The 16,602-nt window shown below is 56.4% G+C and carries 15 protein-coding genes and 1 tRNA gene; 8 read left to right on the forward strand and 8 right to left on the reverse strand.

Going from position 1 to position 16,602, the window contains the following annotated elements:
• Positions 1-75: 75 nt before the first annotated feature.
• Positions 76-516 (reverse strand): hypothetical protein, encoded by a 441-nt coding sequence (locus C447_RS17420; protein WP_007694788.1) that lies wholly within the window; start codon positions 514-516, stop codon positions 76-78.
• An 884-nt stretch (positions 517-1,400) separates the two neighbouring features.
• Between C447_RS17420 and C447_RS13365 the strand changes: the two genes are divergently transcribed.
• From C447_RS13365 to C447_RS18820, 4 genes are all read left to right on the forward strand, one after another.
• A tRNA-Thr gene (locus C447_RS13365) sits at positions 1,401-1,475 on the forward strand.
• A 483-nt stretch (positions 1,476-1,958) separates the two neighbouring features.
• A complete protein-coding gene (locus C447_RS13370; protein WP_079255038.1) occupies positions 1,959-3,068 on the forward strand; it encodes an ATP-binding cassette domain-containing protein in 1,110 nt (369 codons plus the stop codon).
• Positions 3,065-3,904: an ABC transporter permease gene (locus C447_RS13375; RefSeq protein WP_007694796.1), complete on the forward strand. Its 840-nt coding sequence runs from the start codon at positions 3,065-3,067 to the stop codon at positions 3,902-3,904. Before C447_RS13370 ends, C447_RS13375 begins: the two co-directional genes overlap by 4 nt.
• A gap of 48 nt (positions 3,905-3,952) precedes the next feature.
• Entirely contained in the window at positions 3,953-4,276 is a 324-nt protein-coding gene (locus tag C447_RS18820) for a UvrD-helicase domain-containing protein (protein ID WP_272942156.1), read from the forward strand.
• Between the two features lie 2,117 nt (positions 4,277-6,393).
• On the opposite strand, the gene C447_RS17430 is transcribed toward C447_RS18820, so the two are convergent.
• Complete coding sequence (locus C447_RS17430; protein WP_007694800.1) at positions 6,394-7,767, reverse strand: bifunctional metallophosphatase/5'-nucleotidase; 1,374 nt, start codon at positions 7,765-7,767, stop codon at positions 6,394-6,396.
• A gap of 200 nt (positions 7,768-7,967) precedes the next feature.
• Between C447_RS17430 and C447_RS13390 the strand changes: the two genes are divergently transcribed.
• Positions 7,968-9,044, forward strand: a complete 1,077-nt coding sequence (locus C447_RS13390) for a phosphotransferase family protein (RefSeq protein WP_237713356.1) — start codon at positions 7,968-7,970, stop codon at positions 9,042-9,044.
• A gap of 356 nt (positions 9,045-9,400) precedes the next feature.
• Here C447_RS13390 and C447_RS18990 read toward each other — a convergent pair whose 3' ends face one another.
• From C447_RS18990 to C447_RS13400, 3 genes are all read right to left on the reverse strand, one after another.
• Positions 9,401-10,357 (reverse strand): acyl-CoA thioester hydrolase/BAAT C-terminal domain-containing protein, encoded by a 957-nt coding sequence (locus tag C447_RS18990; protein WP_152416170.1) that lies wholly within the window; start codon positions 10,355-10,357, stop codon positions 9,401-9,403.
• 94 nt (positions 10,358-10,451) lie between these two features.
• A complete protein-coding gene (locus C447_RS13395) occupies positions 10,452-11,189 on the reverse strand; it encodes a DUF547 domain-containing protein (protein ID WP_007694804.1) in 738 nt (245 codons plus the stop codon).
• Positions 11,190-11,293: 104 nt separating this feature from the next.
• Positions 11,294-12,268 (reverse strand): prenyltransferase, encoded by a 975-nt coding sequence (locus C447_RS13400; protein ID WP_007694805.1) that lies wholly within the window; start codon positions 12,266-12,268, stop codon positions 11,294-11,296.
• 108 nt (positions 12,269-12,376) lie between these two features.
• Between C447_RS13400 and C447_RS13405 the strand changes: the two genes are divergently transcribed.
• Both C447_RS13405 and C447_RS13410 read left to right on the forward strand, forming a co-directional pair.
• Entirely contained in the window at positions 12,377-13,036 is a 660-nt protein-coding gene (locus C447_RS13405) for a hypothetical protein (RefSeq protein WP_007694807.1), read from the forward strand.
• A 70-nt stretch (positions 13,037-13,106) separates the two neighbouring features.
• Positions 13,107-13,631: a peroxiredoxin family protein gene (locus tag C447_RS13410; protein WP_007694809.1), complete on the forward strand. Its 525-nt coding sequence runs from the start codon at positions 13,107-13,109 to the stop codon at positions 13,629-13,631.
• 18 nt (positions 13,632-13,649) lie between these two features.
• On the opposite strand, the gene C447_RS13415 is transcribed toward C447_RS13410, so the two are convergent.
• From C447_RS13415 to C447_RS13425, 3 genes are read right to left on the reverse strand one after another with little or no spacing between them, the layout of a single operon-like run.
• Positions 13,650-14,531: an SDR family oxidoreductase gene (locus C447_RS13415; RefSeq protein ID WP_007694810.1), complete on the reverse strand. Its 882-nt coding sequence runs from the start codon at positions 14,529-14,531 to the stop codon at positions 13,650-13,652.
• Positions 14,528-14,941, reverse strand: coding sequence for a DUF6069 family protein (locus C447_RS13420; protein WP_338034871.1), 414 nt, complete (start codon positions 14,939-14,941; stop codon positions 14,528-14,530). Before C447_RS13420 ends, C447_RS13415 begins: the two co-directional genes overlap by 4 nt.
• Positions 14,938-15,594 carry an NAD(P)-dependent oxidoreductase gene (locus C447_RS13425; RefSeq protein WP_029601834.1) on the reverse strand — a complete coding sequence of 219 codons (657 nt, stop codon included), beginning with the start codon at positions 15,592-15,594 and terminating at the stop codon, positions 14,938-14,940. The genes C447_RS13420 and C447_RS13425 overlap by 4 nt, the downstream gene beginning before the upstream one ends.
• A gap of 117 nt (positions 15,595-15,711) precedes the next feature.
• On the opposite strand from C447_RS13425, the gene C447_RS13430 reads away from it, so the two are divergent.
• Complete coding sequence (locus C447_RS13430; protein WP_237713353.1) at positions 15,712-16,119, forward strand: winged helix-turn-helix transcriptional regulator; 408 nt, start codon at positions 15,712-15,714, stop codon at positions 16,117-16,119.
• Positions 16,120-16,602: the final 483 nt, after the last annotated feature.

Raw genomic sequence — 16,602 nt, forward strand, 5'->3', positions numbered from 1 at the left:
TGAAGACTATGGGAAAACTTCTTGCGTGGCCTATTTTCCCAAGAATGGGTTACCTGCTAACGAATTTGCTCTGAGCTACAGGAGGCCAGCGATAATGAGCAGTGCGATTGCAACCACACTCCCTCCAAGAAACCATGGGCGTGCCTTCGTTGCAGCCACCACTGCTGATTGTCCCGGCTTACTACTGGTGAGTCGACGGAAGCCGAAGAAGAGTACAACTGCAAGGACAAACCATAATCCAACCATTAGTAGTACGAGATTTCCCCGGCTGCTTGACTGGAGTGTTTCGACGGTATAGAGTGTTCCTGCGAGATGTCCCCCGCTAAACATCAACAGGAGAACTGAACCAACTGTGAGATACCAGAATCGCCGTGCGATAAGGGTCAAGCCATCGATGCTCAGCAATTCGTTACGAGCTGCTGGGATAACAGCACCAGCGATCACTAATGTTCCACCTGTCCAGATCGCGGCGAAGATCGTGTGAACGGTCATCGCCACATCATGAATGCTTGCCATCAGTGTGCTCCTGTATATTGTGGCGTGTCTGGGGTAATAGTTCTGCCAGTCTGAGGCGGCCACATTCAACCAACGAACACTAGATTAGCTCGAACACAGTGGAACAGAGTAGTTATCAACAAGCCGAGAGCACACACCTGAGTATGTGTCCGTTGCCGCCAACGACCAGTAATGTTACTTGTCCGAATTGTGGGGGCGAACAATGTTCAGACGGTCGGCGCTGAACCGGGTGAAAACCCGGACTATGAGTGTCTCACTTGTGAGAAAGTCTTTGAATAGGTNGTACGCTCGGAGCGATTTCCCGGAGCGTCAAAGGTTGGAAAGAGGTACCTTTTGGACATCGTAATCCTTCACCGAGACTATATTCCCTTTCAACCCTGCCGAGTTTAGTTGTTTAACCGCCCGGTTGGGAGTAGGGAATGAAATGAGGACCAGAGGACTACGACAAAAGCCATCGAGGAGTACGACTCCTGGCCAACTGGTCCGATGGTTCACCGCGGTCGGTGGAACTGGAGAGAACCAAATTGGTCGGTTCGTGAACGTAGACCTACTTCAGGTGCCGTACCACCATGGCATCACCTCTATAGAGTTCATGACGAACCAAACATTGAATCGATGCCCTCTATTCTGATATCAGGTAATAATCCTTGTGACCGTCCGCAGCGGCTCGAGTCAACCAGCAATCAGCGAGTATCGTTTGCTCGCTAAGGAGGGCGATCCATCTGTTGGGGGAAGTCCATGGGTCGGAGAGCACTGGTCAGCACTTAACGGGAGCCGGCAGACTAGACTGATTTGAGTGAGGCAGACATGAAACGTATCGAGGACGATACAGAGTGACCCACGGCTTTTTACTGATTCAGGGACGGTTTAATTGCAAACAGCGGGCCGAAGTAGCTCAGCTTGGCCAGAGCAGCTCCCTTGTAAGGAGCTTGTCGGGGGTTCAAATCTCCCCTTCGGCTTTTCAAAATCCGAGCGACGAAGGAGTACACAGTTTCGCCGAAGAACGACCTCTACCACGGTTAGAAGTCGAACGAGTCCAAATTTAAGTCCTGAGGTCGAGTTGCAGTACTGCCGCTTGCAAACCAGTAAAGACTGTTTGTTCAAAAGGATAGTTCTGACATCATCGGAACAGGGATCTCTTGGACAGAGTTCGCGTCCGAAGTCCAACTCCTTCGCACTGCGAATAAATGCCACGAAGGCCTAAGACAAGCAATTCTATTCCCTCAATCGTTCACTTTCACCCTGCATACAGCTCAAGTTTATCGTCTAAAAAGGCCTAAACAATTCGAGGAATCTGGAGCAATGATTACCGATAAGCATGTCGAGAATCCGCAGACTGCAATCTGCATTCGGGGTATCAACAGAACGCACTCAGACGGAACCGAAACAGCGCGTCGACCCGCAAGCGATCGACCACGAGCTGGCAATGGAGAATCAAGCGCATGAACGAATCCCAATCGCTGCAACGGACTGCCGATATTAGAGGAACCTTGAACTCAGAAGACACGGCTTCGGTGGAGATAGAGTCTGTCAATTCATCGCCATCGGTGACTGAGAATGGCAAGTTACCTTTCGGAAGGACCGACGACTCGACTTTCGCCATCGAGACCAATGGTCTCAAAAAGTCATTCGGAGAAACGAACGCCGTGGACGGCGTCGATCTTCGGATACCTCGGGGTTCAGTGTATGGGCTTTTGGGCCCCAATGGTGCTGGCAAGACCACGATAATCCGAATACTCACCACGCTGCTCCGCCCAACCACCGGTACGGCGACTATCCTTGGATACGACGTCGTCGAGGACGCAGCCGAAGTCCGTGCAAAAGTGAGTCTCACAGGTCAGTATGCATCAGTTGATGAGGACCTCACTGGACGAGAGAATCTCGTCCTCGTGGGACGTCTACTCGGGTTTTCCTGGCGCGCTGCAAAGGAGCGTGCCGACGAACTACTCGCTGCCTTCGGTCTTGAGGAGGCTGCTACGCGCCAAGTACGAACATACTCCGGTGGTATGCGGCGTCGACTCGATGTCGCCGCGAGCCTAGTTGTTACGCCCGAGGTACTCTTTTTAGACGAGCCAACAACGGGACTTGACCCCCGAAGTCGAAACCAAGTCTGGGTCATCATTCGAGCTATCGCCGCCGAGGGAACCACTGTTCTTCTCACCACGCAGTACCTTGATGAGGCAGATCGTCTCGCTGACCGACTCGCCGTCATCGACAACGGCCATGTCATTGCAGAGGGGACAAGCCGCGAACTGAAGGCCGCCGTAGGTGCGAGTACTCTCACTGTTCAGCTTCAGGACCCGGAACGTCGAGAAGAGGCTGAAGCCATCCTACGGGACCACTTCGGAGAGGCTGTCTACCATGGATCTGACCGAGATACCCTTTCGGCGAGCGTTCCACACGATGAGGAGCCAGTAGCGGTGCTGACAGCACTCTCGGATGCTGGTGTGAGCGTCGCCGAATTTTCGCTTGGGCAGGCGAGCCTTGATGAGGTTTTCCTCGCACTCACCGGTCAACCCGCCGAGGATACAACTGAAGAGGTGGCCACATGAGCAGCGAGACCACTCCCTCAAACAATATCGTCGAGGACGATCTCGACGATGTCCTCTCGCAAATCGAACGGCCGTCTCGTCCAAGCCCAATCTCCGCCTCACTTGCCCTTGGGTGGAGAGCACTCCTGAAAATCAAGCACGTGCCGTTTCAACTTCTTGATGTCACGGCATTCCCGCTGATGTTCACGTTGCTATTTACGTTCTTGTTCGGGGGCGCTCTCGCCGGATCACCACAGCAGTACATCCAGTTCCTGCTGCCGGGTATCCTCGTTCAATCCATCGTCTTCATTACCGTCTACACAGGCGTCGGGCTCAACACGGATATCGACAAGGGCCTGTTCGACCGCTTCCAGTCACTCCCAATCTGGCAGCCTGCGCCACTAGTCGGAGCACTCCTTGGCGACGTGCTTCGCTACTCGATGGCGGCAGTCATGGTCGTTGGACTCGGTGTCGTTCTGGGTTTCCGTCCCAGAGCCGGAATTATAGGAGTAGTCCTAGCGCTCGCACTCGTCCTCATCTTCGCATTCAGTGTCTCATGGATCTGGGTTCTCGCAGGGTTGCTCGTTGATACCCCAGAGTCCGTCATGACGGCGAGCTTTCTCGTGCTCTTCCCGCTGACATTCGTGAGCAATATCTTTGTCAACCCGGCAACTATGCCGTCGTGGCTCCAGACCGTGGTCAGTGTGAATCCCGTCACGCATCTCACCGACGCCTCTCGGGGTCTCATGCATGGGAATGTGGCCTTGATGGATGTGACATGGGTGCTCATCGCTTCTGCGTTAATCGTCGTCGTGTTCGCACCGCTCTCGCTCTATATGTATCGCAAAGAGCGGTAGGTGCACAAACCAGGCTCAAATGAGAGCGCTAACGACCAGCAGTAGAAACTGATCGACGCAACCGAGGGCACGTACCTCGTCAATGCGGGCACCGGCACGGGCAAGACGTTCACCGTCACCAGACGATACGCGAATATTCTTGATCAGAATGGCGTCGAACCTGACGATCTCCTCCTGTTGACCTTCACGAACCACGCTGCCGACGAGATCAAAGACTGGACAACCGTCAAGAATGCTGCTAGAGTTATTTCTCTTATAAAGTACCCCAGCTTGAAAACCGCCATCAGCACGAGCGCAATAGGACTAACTATTGCAAGTCCTAGAGTCGATTTCCGATATCAGAACAGTCCAACGCGCCGCCAACGGCGATAGATGTAGAGAAACAGGATCGGGAAGAAAAATGACCCGAGAATGTAGTAGACCCAACTCGGATTCCAAGACATCGAGGAGTGGCGGATCGCTCGTATATCCATGAACAGACAGGCGAGTATTCCGAGCACAAGGAGAACATTTAGTCCGGCAAAGACGAGTGAGGCGTCAGGTGGCGTGAGCTGAATATAGAGAACTAGCACGATGAAAACACCGATAGCAGCGAGAATCGGCTCGGTCTTGGTCCATATACATAGCTGGTAACTGCCAACTAGTTCAATAAGATATTCATTCGTGGTGTTGCCATCATGTTCCTAGCTGAGGGCTGGGAATGCACGCGGTTGTCCGGGGCCTTCTCCCGGACATCGGCTCACTTTCTTGAGTTACATCCACGCTCTCAAGGTCGCCATATATAGCTTACCACCTCACGTCAAAGAAAGAACAGACAGGTCATAGAATCTGTAAGCCCACGTCTTAGAACAGACCTTCGTTACAGTCATAGACCGAGCCAGACCCGGAGTAGCGACTGGCCACCTCCACATATGTCAAGTCACCCCCACAGGTGGCCGTCACCAGTGAGACAATACCATCACTACGGCGAACAGTAACAACCACTGCGAAATTTGTAGACGAGGTACTGATATTGCTCACATTTGTCTCACTCGGATTCAGCGTATACTGACCATGAAGCCGAGCCGAATTAGGGAGTTTTACCCTTGAGTACACATGCCGAACGCCGGGATCATATGTACTCAAGCCAGGACCTATATCGCCACGTCCGACCTGACCATCGGGAGTCACGAGCGACATATTCGCTGGCAGCTCAACAACAGACACCTCAAACGTTTGTGTGACGTTCGCCCCATTTGTCACATTAAGATGAACTGGACCACCTTGGTTAGATGGTTCCGTGAGCGTATCCGCTGAACACCCAGCTAAGGTGAGCAAAGCCACGATACAGACTATCAGAAGGATCTTCACCCAACTCTCTTTTTGCCAGCCATCAGAAAAAGCATCCATTATCTTGTACCCAATCTAACCGATACCATATAAGAATGGGCACAGAAAACAAGATGTCGTAGTCAGGGGACAACTACGACATTCCTTCTATTCGCTAGCGCTTCCTGCCCACCATTCGCGACAACCAACCCACCCTGTCCAGAGTATACCGACTGTGATGACTACGAATCCAAGATCAGCCAAAGCACCGAATGTCGAATACTGCTGGAAAATGCTTGTATAGCTGTCCAGGACGACCCAGGTAATGAAATAGAGCAAACAAACCATCCGAATACGAGTTCTACTGATCATGTTCCTCCACTCTCCCGGCGGCCGAGTGTACACTGACCAACGAACACCGTCCTCGAATGTACAGCAATTTACTCATGATGCTCCCAGCTACCCCTACAGAACCCATATAACCCTCACCCACCTCATGAATCCTTCACCTATCTCTCACCCGCCGCGAAAGGTCAACATTCGCGTAAGGACAGCCAACCTGTGACACGACGCGATACATACCTGAAAGTCCACCGAGCCAGAGCAGCACAACATTTTACGATGGAGGTAGGTCAACCACTCAGTACCGACCAACAGAAATGAATAGACTAGATTTTGTCGCTGCAATCGTGTTCCTTCTGCTCTCAGTAACCGAACTCTATTACCTTACATACCTCGGTCACCCTGGCTATGCTGGAGGTGTTCTGGGGGTGATCATCTCTGGAGTGATAGGCACCCTATTCCTCGTTCTACAGCCGGTCCGCCGCTGGAGCCTCATGGTAAGGCTCAGATAGAATCTCGTTCTGTCAGGCGCTCCCGTAGATAGAACGTCCAAAGAAATCCAACGCTACTGAGAAACAGCCCAGCGTACCCAGCCTCCTGAAGAAGCGGATACTGGGCGGTCAGATCCGTATATCCAATGACCAGAAAAAACACGACCATGTACAGCGGATAGATCAGTTCCCAGCGTCGTAGTTTAGGCATACTTGTCTATCACTCTCTCCTCACCTAATCCGTTTCATGTACCTTGTTAGTGCCTTTTGGACATCGTAATTCATGTTCATAGGGGAGTATGCTTTCCCAGCTACACACTGGTTAGCAACGGCAGCTGAAGGAGATCGTCATTCCTTCCTCCGGATAATTCGATCTTCAATACCGACTGCGAGTCCTCCATTATTTGCGTGGGTGACGAGATTATCATACTGCAAACCGTGATAAGATACTACATCTCCTTCCGTCAGTGTTGACATCGCATTAGCGACGACGAAGTATTTCTGAATCGCTAGAGTGTACTCGCGCTCCTCGGAGAGTGGTTCGTCGTTGATACGGATCTCTTGGAATGTGTTCGTCGTATCATCCCAGACGATTGATGCACCAGAGACGGACAGATGCCATCGATCATCGGTAGCTGAGGGACAAGCAACGACGAAGGCTTCTCGCAACGCAGCTCCAGATACAGAAAGCGTCGTTAATCGGTTACCGAATGGTGACACAGAAATCACGTCCCCAGCAGAGACATTACCCCCAAGCGGAGCACCTGACCGAAGGGAACTGGCATGCATTACGCCTACATCAGCGTCAGTTGCTGCTCGATATGCATCAGCGACGAAGTTCCCGAGTCTCGATTCACCTGCCGTAAGCGTCTCTCTATCGCGGATAATTGGCTCGTCGACCTGAGCGATGGAATCGTCGAGCCCGAGCGCTTCTCGAACCCGAGTGTAGGTATTGAGTAGAGTCTGATGAGGTGGTATCTCTATCGAGTCATGGAACGTGTATTCGCCCTCGGTGGTCGCTTCTACAATACCGGTTCCTCCCGTTCGAACGAGTAGTGTTCCGTCGTGTTTTCCAGCATACTGCTTGTGGCGGTGGCCTCCGACCACGATATCAGCATCAGCGGCGGCTGCTATCTCTGGGTCATCACGCCCACAGTGGGAAACTCCGATCACGTAGTCGACCTGTTCACGAAGGTCAGCGGCAGCCTTTTGTGCGGCATCGATTGGGTCAGTGGCTTGGAGAGTGGATGCGTTCGGCGTAATTTCCGGGATCTGGGTGGTTGTCACGCCAAAGACACCAACACGGCCTGCACCCGTCTCAAATATACGTGTGGACTGAACACCTTCCTCAGCCCCGAACAACCCGTCATCATCATGGAGGTTTCCACACGTCCAGCCGGTGGGGAGATCACGAACCAGGGCTTTCCCATTAGTAGGTCCGTGGTCGAGGTCATGATTCCCGAACGTCTCGATGTCCGGCTCAATGATCCGATAGAACGGGGCAGCGATCGCACGTCCGGAACGAGTTGGCAGTTCGATTCCCTGCTTGTTGTGTGAAACGGTCGCTGCGACCCCGAGAGCGGTATTGTCACCAGCACCAACTACGAGTGTCTCGTCATCTCGTTGCGACAGAAGAAAGCTACCAAGTCGAGCAATTGATTCCGGTTCGTCGTAAATCCCTTCGAGATCCGAATACCCGAGTATAGTGAGCGAACCAGTCATACAATAGATGATCTCTTGCCGATATGGTATGTAATGACCGAATCACACCCGACTATGCTCACACGCGTCGTCTATTCGAATGAGACTACTGGCCGGTAGTGGCCGTCGAAGATCGATGTAGAGAGGTATCTCAGTGGATAGTAATCGGCGAGAGTCCTCACAGCGGTTATTTCTTGTATGACCCTTCCGCAGCGTAGGGTGTGAGTGCTGGCTCGTCACTCGATACAGACATTAGCAATGAGATCGTTGCCGAGATGGTTCAGTTGCTCCAGCCATCGTGGAGCGTAGAGGCTGTGACTCGGGCAGCCAACGGCACCGACTTCGTAGCCAGCGTCGATGTTCAAACGCCGGACGGACCCATAACCACGGTTCTCAAAGCAACAACGGCCGATCACGTTTCCTCGGAGACGGCCCTCGCAGAGCCATGTATTCTCGAATTTATCGGGAGAGAAACCTCGATACCAGTTCCGACTGTATTTGGCTACGGTGATGATCACGACGAGTATCCCACGCCGTTTTACCTGATGTCTCACGTTGAGGGAGAGAACTACGAGGGTCGGATTCGCGACCTCCCAAAAACTGCGCGCATGGAGATCTTTCGTGAGGCAGGCCAGAATCTCGCGGAGCTCCATACTCTTGGGCCGCTCCCTAAATCCGGCAGAATCGGTGTCGTCGACGGAGAGCTCGCTATACTGGATACTGACGAATTCCCATCGTACGAGTCGTTTCACGGACGCTTGCTGGCATCCTACGAAGACAATTTAGATAGTCTCGCAAGCGGAGGCCATTTTGTAGATCTCGCCGATGATAAAACCCGTTTTGCAGACCTTGTCCCGCCCCTCCGACAGTACCTTCAAGAGACGATTCCGGAACTTCCGACTCCTGAGTCCTCGACATACAGCCATGAAGACTATCGTTATGGGAATCTCCTCGTTGAACCAACAACAGGCCGAACACAGGCTGTCCTCGACTGGGGAATCTTTAGCTCAGCCCCTCCCGCCTACAACCTCGCGAACACAGAATCACTGCTGCTCACGCCTGACGTCGACTCGTCGGAGAGAACTAACGAGCTGCGTCAAACGCTTCGACGTAGTTACGCCGAAAGACGGCCAGAGTGGTCGTTTGATGATGCTACCCTCAAACAAATGGAGGTATACCGACTCACGTGTCGTATCGATGCTATGGCGTGCCTCCCTCTTTGGCACCAGGATGCTACGCCCTCTGAGCGCGACGAACGTGCGGCCGAACACCGAGACTTCGTCCATCAGTATCTCTGAAGGAATGCCACTCAAGGGATTTCGAGAAAACTGAAACCGGCTGTTCACGGTTAGAGAGCAAAGGATGAGTAAGCGTGGCTCGTATCTTCCAGTCTGTCAACTACACTCATAACATGCGGGTCAATGGCACTCAGCGTCGCCAGCGTTTGATGTGAGAGAGCGTCTTCTTTGTGACCAAGCTTGGTGAGGCGGCGATCTTCAAAGAACTTGGCAAGGGGGCGAGTAAACGCGAGTTCGCCCACAGAGCCAACATTATTCGCACGATGGTCAGAGCGACCGACGACAATTGTGAGCGATACATCCAGGATTCGACCGAAGCTGCTATTGAGCGTTGAGCTACTGCAAGATATGTTGGCCTAGACTTGATTCTGAGATGTGAGCCCTAAAAACCGGGCTACGAGTGGCCAAGAAGTGGCTGCCGCACGCGCGTTTGCGGCCGGTGTACCACCATTTACATCGTTTGTTGGCTCTCCCGTATAGTCGCGATAGGGATATGGAAAGATATGTCCGGATTTACAAAACGTGCGAAGACCGTACGGCGACGAGTGATTTCGACGTTGTAGTCGGTCGATAGCAAGGGCCGCCACCGGGGGTGACGGCCATTGCTGATCGTCTGACCCGGTGAGCAACAAGACAGGCCCATCAATCTCTTCTACTGGGATGAGGGTATCTTCGAGCATTCGTTGCGGAACCTTCGAGCGAACCGAATTGGGGGTGGATTCAACATTGCATCGGTGTTGATACACCTGCTCTTGGACTGTCTCGAACACCCTTCGAACTCGGTTACCTTGCACGATCGGCGTCCCGTTGCGTGTCCATGCAGCTTTGTCGAGATATTCTCGTGGTGGTATCCCCCGCACTCCCGGTGCAATGAGGCCGCCCCCTGAGTAGCCAATAACTGTCGCAGGCCCCTCGTAATCAACTGCTGCAAGCAAAGCGGCTTCCACTCCGCGCGAGAAGCCAACAAGCCCGATGCCGGTGCTCTGGACTTGTTCCTTCCCCGTGAGCCATCGGATCGCCTTCGCGAAGTATTCGAGCGGGATGTCCTCGAGATAGTATGGGAGTCCAGGTCCATCGAAGTATTTCAGCGCAACTGTCGCGTATCCGTGTGTGGCCAATAGTTGACTCAGTTCGTGGAGAACGTAGGCTTGTGAGCCGTGGAGAGCTATCACTCCTGGGTGAGGCCCCGGTGTGGAGGGTATATACAACGTTCCAACCCGCGCCGACGGGACGACCTGGAACGGCGCCACGGGTGAGAGCGCCGATGGCCGACAGCTCAAGCGAAACCCGGCGCGGCGGCTGTTCGCGTTCACCTGGCAAGACGCTCACGGGCGGGACGCGTTTTACGCCCCGTGAGTATGACTTCAGGGAGACGGTTCAACGTAGTCGCGGGCTCTTCGCGCGGTGTCAACCTTGCCGGCGACGGTCGGCGAACTTTCGGGGCGCCTTACGCCAGTTGTACTCATGGAAGCGGAGCGACGGTGTCGCGTCGGTCGGAATCTGCCCGAACTCACGGAGGAACGAGCGGAGCCCGGACCGTCCACCGAAGTCGCCGACGAACCACAGGCAGACCCGCGGGAGCGTCACGCGGTCTCGGTCGGCGTCGTACTCGACGGTCCCGTTCAGATAGGTCTCAGTCGCGTTGTCCAGCGTTTCGTCGACGGTCTCGGGGGTGTAGGCGAGTACGGCCGGACAGCTTACCGCCCCACAGTTGAGCGCGAAGTGGATCCGCGGGTCGGCATCGAGGCGGTACGCCGCGGACAGGCCCGTCCGGCCGAGCCGAGGGAGATATCCCAGCCCATACTTCGACTTGCGCCCCCGAAGGATCCCGAGCTCGATGTCGTCTAGGCTCAACTCGACGCCGGCGACCGTGACCGCCGGAGCCCGGAAGAATCGCCACCGGGACTCGAACAGGGCGGGCCGTCGATCGAGCAGGAGCTGGACCGCCGCGTTGTAGACGTTCAACCAGAAGGCCAGCGCCGTCTGCCGCTCCGTCCGCACTGCCGAGAGCGACGGCTCGTTCAGATCGGCCAGCGACTGACGGAACTGTTCGGTGCGCTCCTTGCGGCGGACCCGTTCGAGCAGCCCACGGGCTAACTCCGTCGGCGCCGACGACGCCAGATCAAAGTCGCTATCGTCATCCACGGGGGAAGGTCCCGGAATGTCTGGGTCCGTGTCCGTCTCTCGGTCGTCGTCGCCGGATCGATCTCCCATCGTCCGCAACGAGAGAGCGGGTTGCGCGGACTCGCTCAGAGGCCAACTCCGACGTTCCACCAGGCGACCGTGACGACGAGCGCGAGCACGACCATCGCCAGAACCGACGGGAGGGGGCTCCGCTGTCGCGTGAGCGTGGTTCGACCCCAGACGAGAAAGGGGAACGCGGAGAGGTGGGCCGCGGCGACAGTCGTCGGGAGGACGCCGCCGGCCCACAGCGCCGCGGTGGTCAGCCCGGCGATTCCGGCAAGCGCGACGTACGCCCGCCGGATCCCCACGGGCGACCATCGGACGGCCAGCGTCCGCTTGCCGACCCGCTCGTCTGCACGACGGTCGGGCCAGTGAGTCGCCAGAAGGTTGCAGCCGACCACCGCCGCAAACGGGACAGTCGCGAGCACGGCGGCACCGGTCGGCGTCGCCACGACCGCGATCCCGTAGACCGGGAGCAGAACACCCCCCAGCGCCGTATTGACGAATTCCCCGGCACCGCGCCTGACCAGCGCCACGGGCGACAGCGAGTACGCCAGCCCGGCAAGCAATATTGCAACGAGCAAGCCCACCGCCGCAGGCGGCACCCGACTGGTCCCGGCGACGACCGCGATCACGATGGCTGAGAGCGAGAGAGCGGCGACGGTCGCCCCCCGGAGGAACAACCGCGTCAGTCCTGTACGTGCGAGCGCCCCGCTTCCGCCCGAAAACGGTGTGCGTTCGGTCAGCGCGTCCGTGTCCGCGTCCGCGTACTCGTTCGCGTAGTGGATCGTTACCGCGACCGGCAGCAACGCGACCGTGCCGGCAAGGACACGCGACGCGAACGCTGGAGCGGTCACGTCCGCTGGTGTCGCCGCGGTCGCAGCCCCAGCGACCAGCGGTGGTCCGGCGGTCGACATACCGGCCCCGAGCAGGTAGACGAGGACAACCAGCGCGACCTGACTCGGTCGACTTGCCGCCCACAGTGCCCACAGCCGTGGCAGCCGGTTGACGACTCGTAAGCGGACGGACGAGATCGTCATGAGTGCCGTTGTGGCCGCGGCGCCGGTAGCTCTGTCGGTAAGGTTCAATACTGCTCGCTCCGGACTATCCTGTAGATGACACGAGCGGCGGCAGTCGATGGATTCCAAATGTTCGTCGACCGGACGGCCGAAGCGACCCGCCGGGAGTTCAGCGTAGAGCAAGCGCTCCGTGGGACAGGGCTCGGCCCAGGCGGCGCGGTCGTTGACCACCTCCGGCGCCACGCCGACGCGCTGGAACGGCACGTCGTCGAACCGGAACTGGAAGCGTACCGCCGGCACTCAGTCGAACAGTTCCGCGTCGTCCTCACAGCCGTCGAGAGCGACCGTCCCGTCGGGGCGTTCGAGAAGGATCTGCTCGAATACGACAGCATGATGCAGGCGCTGGACCGCGACTTGCCGTCCGAGCGGCGCCGCGCTGTCGTTGAGGACGTCCTCGACCGCCTCCAGCGACTCGGCGACGGGGTCGAACCCATCGTCGAGCGGCCGGAAGACGAGTTCTGGCCGGCCGTCAAGGGCGCGCTCGACCAGGAAAGTGTACGTTCGCTGGTAGAAACGGTCGTCCCGTTCACCGGCCCCTTGCGGCGCCACCGCGACACGTTCGCCTTCGAGGTGCGTATCGACCCCGCTGACGTACTCTCTAGTCCGCTAACCGGTCGGCTGCCGGCTGTCTCGCTCGACTACACTGACGAGGTGGTCCGCGCGATGCGCCGCGCCGAACGACAAGTCGTCCACGAGACCAAATCCGACGTGAGCGAGCGGTTCGACTGAACTGGACAGTCGTCCTGTTCCCCGGTCGCGAGGGCAGCAGCCAAGAGCCTGGAGTCCGATGATGGAAGTAATGGACACAACTGCCCCGGAGTTTTCGCTACCAAACGCGGCTGCGGGGCCAGACCCGTTCTCCGTTGCCCACCTCCCGCCGGAGACCCGGTTCGCAGTCCTGTTCTTCCAGCGAGATCACTACTGTACGAACTGCCGGAACCAGGTACAGGAAATCGCCGACCGGGTCGAAGCGTTCAGAGCCCGGGACGCAGAACCAGTCTCGGTCGTGCCGGAGCCGTTGGACCGCGTTGAGCAGTGGCAGGCGGAGTATGACCTGCCGTACCCGCTGCTCGCGGACGCAGACGCCTCTGTCGGTGACGCCTACGACCAGCCAGTGCGCTTCAGCCTGCTCGGCGCCCTGTCGGACTTCCTGGGCCGGATGCCACAAGTTGTGATCCTTGACCGGAACGGAAGTGAGGCCAACCTCGAGGTCGTCTACACGTACAGCAGTGACTCGACGTTCGACCGTCCCAGCATCGACGAGTTGCTCGCGACGCTCGACGACCTCGCGGCGGACGGAGAGACCACATCCGCCGACGGCTAATCCACAGAGCCAAAAAAGTCACCGTCCCGATTCTCTGCCTCGGTAGTCGACACGAAAGTCGTCTGCGTGGTCTTCGACGAACGTTCTCATTCTCCGAGGCCGTCGACCGAGGAGTTTCCGGCTGTCGTCGGTCACGCGGGCAGCTAATCCGAGGCGTGCTGTGGTATATATGCCACACATGAGTGCAATGAATCCCAGAGGTTTCCCTCGACGGCGCATCCGTCGTCCGAACGCTAACAGGGATGGGTTTGGATAACTAATGAATCGATCTAGAACGTCGCTGAAGATGGTGGCGACCTCCGCATAGTCCACCACTTCGGGTCCTGTGAGATCGTAGGCTCGATTCACATGTCCGGACTCGGTCAACACGATTGCTGCTGCTTCACCGATGTCCCGCGCGTCCACGAAACTGGTCTTCCCGTCCCCAGCTGGCACGAAGATCTCGCCGTGTTCGACGATATCTCGGCAATGGACTTCGAGGAGGTTCTGCATGAAAAACGACGCTCGCAGTAACGTGTATTCCATATCTGTCGCCACGATTCGGTTCTCGATCCAGTGGTGAGGGATGAAGACGTTCTTCTCTGCACCGATCGCCGAAAGGTAGGCGATATGGCCGACACCCACACGGTCCGCAGCCTCGACAAACGAGCCAATCTTCGATTTGTCCACGACCGACGGTCGAACGAGGAAGACGCCATCGACATCTGTCAGTGCACGACCCCAGGTTTCTGGCTTCGTGAAGTCGAACTTGATCACTTCCCCAGCGTCAGCGATTTCTTTCGAGACCGTTTCGGGGTCACGAACCCCGATCGTGATGGCGACGTCACGGTCTGAAAGGGCGGCGGCAACATGTTGACCGACAGTTCCGGTCGCCCCAGTGACGAGTATCGACACCGTCACTGTTCGGCCCTCCAATAGACGAGCACCCAAAGCGACACCGCTGCGACGACCACATGCATCGCCATGAGGACGATAACGGCAAGCAGGGTCGCAGCTGGATCGATTGCGAGCAACGCAAGGTCGGGAACGAGAGAAAGGAGTAACACGCCAACGGCCACCCGCACGAACGTCCGATCAGCATCACTGACGAACCGACCGAGAAGCCAGTAGACGACTGTTGCCCCACCTGCCCCGAGTGCCGACAGGAACGCAACGGGCGGGATAGTCAACGCACGGAACGCGGGAGCGATACCGAGAGCGTCCACGCCAAGCACGAGTACTACGTTAGCGAGCACAGCGATCACGACAGCAAGCCCGCCTCGCACCGGTACAGAAGGTGATCGGGAAGTAGTGTATACGGAGCTCATCATGTGTCTGCGATCTTTGGCATCTCGTGGACGTACAGGTCGTCTTCAAGACAGTTGAGGATGAACTCGGCGACGTTCGCCCGCGCGGCGGTGTCGCGCATGCCTAGCGAGAGGTCCGTCCCGTGGTGGAACTCGCCCGTATGGGCGTCTTCAGTGAGACGCGGCCCACGCACGACCGTCCATCGAGTGTCGCTATCTTTGACTAGTTCGACCTGATTGCGAGCGTCTTCGAGCACTGTACGTGCTAGCAGTTTCAACAGTGTACCCATCATCCGTCCGCCGAGAGTCACCGATTCTCCATCCTCCCGGACACCCGCACCGACCAGCGTCACGAACCGCTCGACACCGTGTTGATCCATCGCCGCGAGCATGCGTCGGCCAGCTTCTGTTAGCAGGTCGTCTGGCCCATCGGAGTTTTGCGCGAGGACGCTGACGACGGCATCGACGGGGTCGCCGTCGCCAGCGATAGCGCGTTCGACGCCCTCACCAGTGTATGCATCACCTTCGGTTATACTGACCTGGTCCTCATTCCGAAGTATGGGTGAGAGACCGATTGCATCCCGGATGAAGCCAACCACCTCGTGTCCACGTTCGACTGCCTGCTCAACGAGTGGTTGACCGGTTCGTCCGGTCGCACCGAGTACTGCGATTCGCATACGCGAAATACCATCTCAGAGCGTATATACTTGCAACTTCGAAGTTTCGAAGTATTGGACTCTGAGATGCTCAATGACCAAAGATACAAATACACAAGTAACGACAGTCAAATACTCATGACAGGACCGAGCGAGCAGGCGGACGTTCCTGATTTGAGCGCGGGGTTGTCCCGTGAGGAAGCGAGTGCGCTTCGTGAATCATTCGGCGCCGAGGAGCAGAAACGCATCAGTCAGACGGTCGCAGAATTGCTCGACCTTCTCGGGAAAACCCACACGATGGCGGTTCTCAGTGCGTTCGCATTCGCCGAGGGACCGCTCCGATTCAGCGACCTCGAAACCGAACTCGACGTCGCGCCGAACACACTCTCGACACGATTACAGGACTTGACAGAAGCAGGGCTGCTCGACCGTGAGGCCTACAACGAAGTCCCTCCTCGCGTGGAATACACACCGACAGAGAATGCGGAATCGCTGTTCCCCGTGTTCGCCCACCTTCACCACTGGGCAATTGAGTACGAACTCTAACTTCGATGGCTCTTACCTAACCTGATGAAACAACCATCTGTCTACTGATATTATTACCAATTGATATCCAAGACTTAGAGGGTGTGTTCAGCAGTGAATCTCACAAATAGTACTAATCAGTAGTGTAGACCTCAGCCCAGAGATAACCGATTCCGATTAGCGAGTAGATTATACCTAAACCGGTACCTTTTGGACACCGTCGTTTGAACCCCCTACTCATTCCCATTGATGATGTGTTTCTTATTCTATAAATGACAGGGATCTCTGAACCCTTCTGCGCATCTCATCCGAACACCTGTTACGACCGATGCATGGATGTCCAGGTATCCTATACAATCGTTTCTTACTCATAAGAGGTATACAACTCAGTTCTGCGGGGGTTGGGAGAGTATGTATGAAGATAGGACTAGAGGCCGAATACTGGGTCATCGACGAAACGGGCGCGCTCTGCGATGGGCGAGAACTCCTCGACGCGCACGAGTA

It is taken from the genome of Halococcus hamelinensis 100A6, from assembly GCF_000336675.1.
In the GTDB taxonomy this organism is placed as follows: Archaea; Halobacteriota; Halobacteria; order Halobacteriales; family Halococcaceae; genus Halococcus; species Halococcus hamelinensis.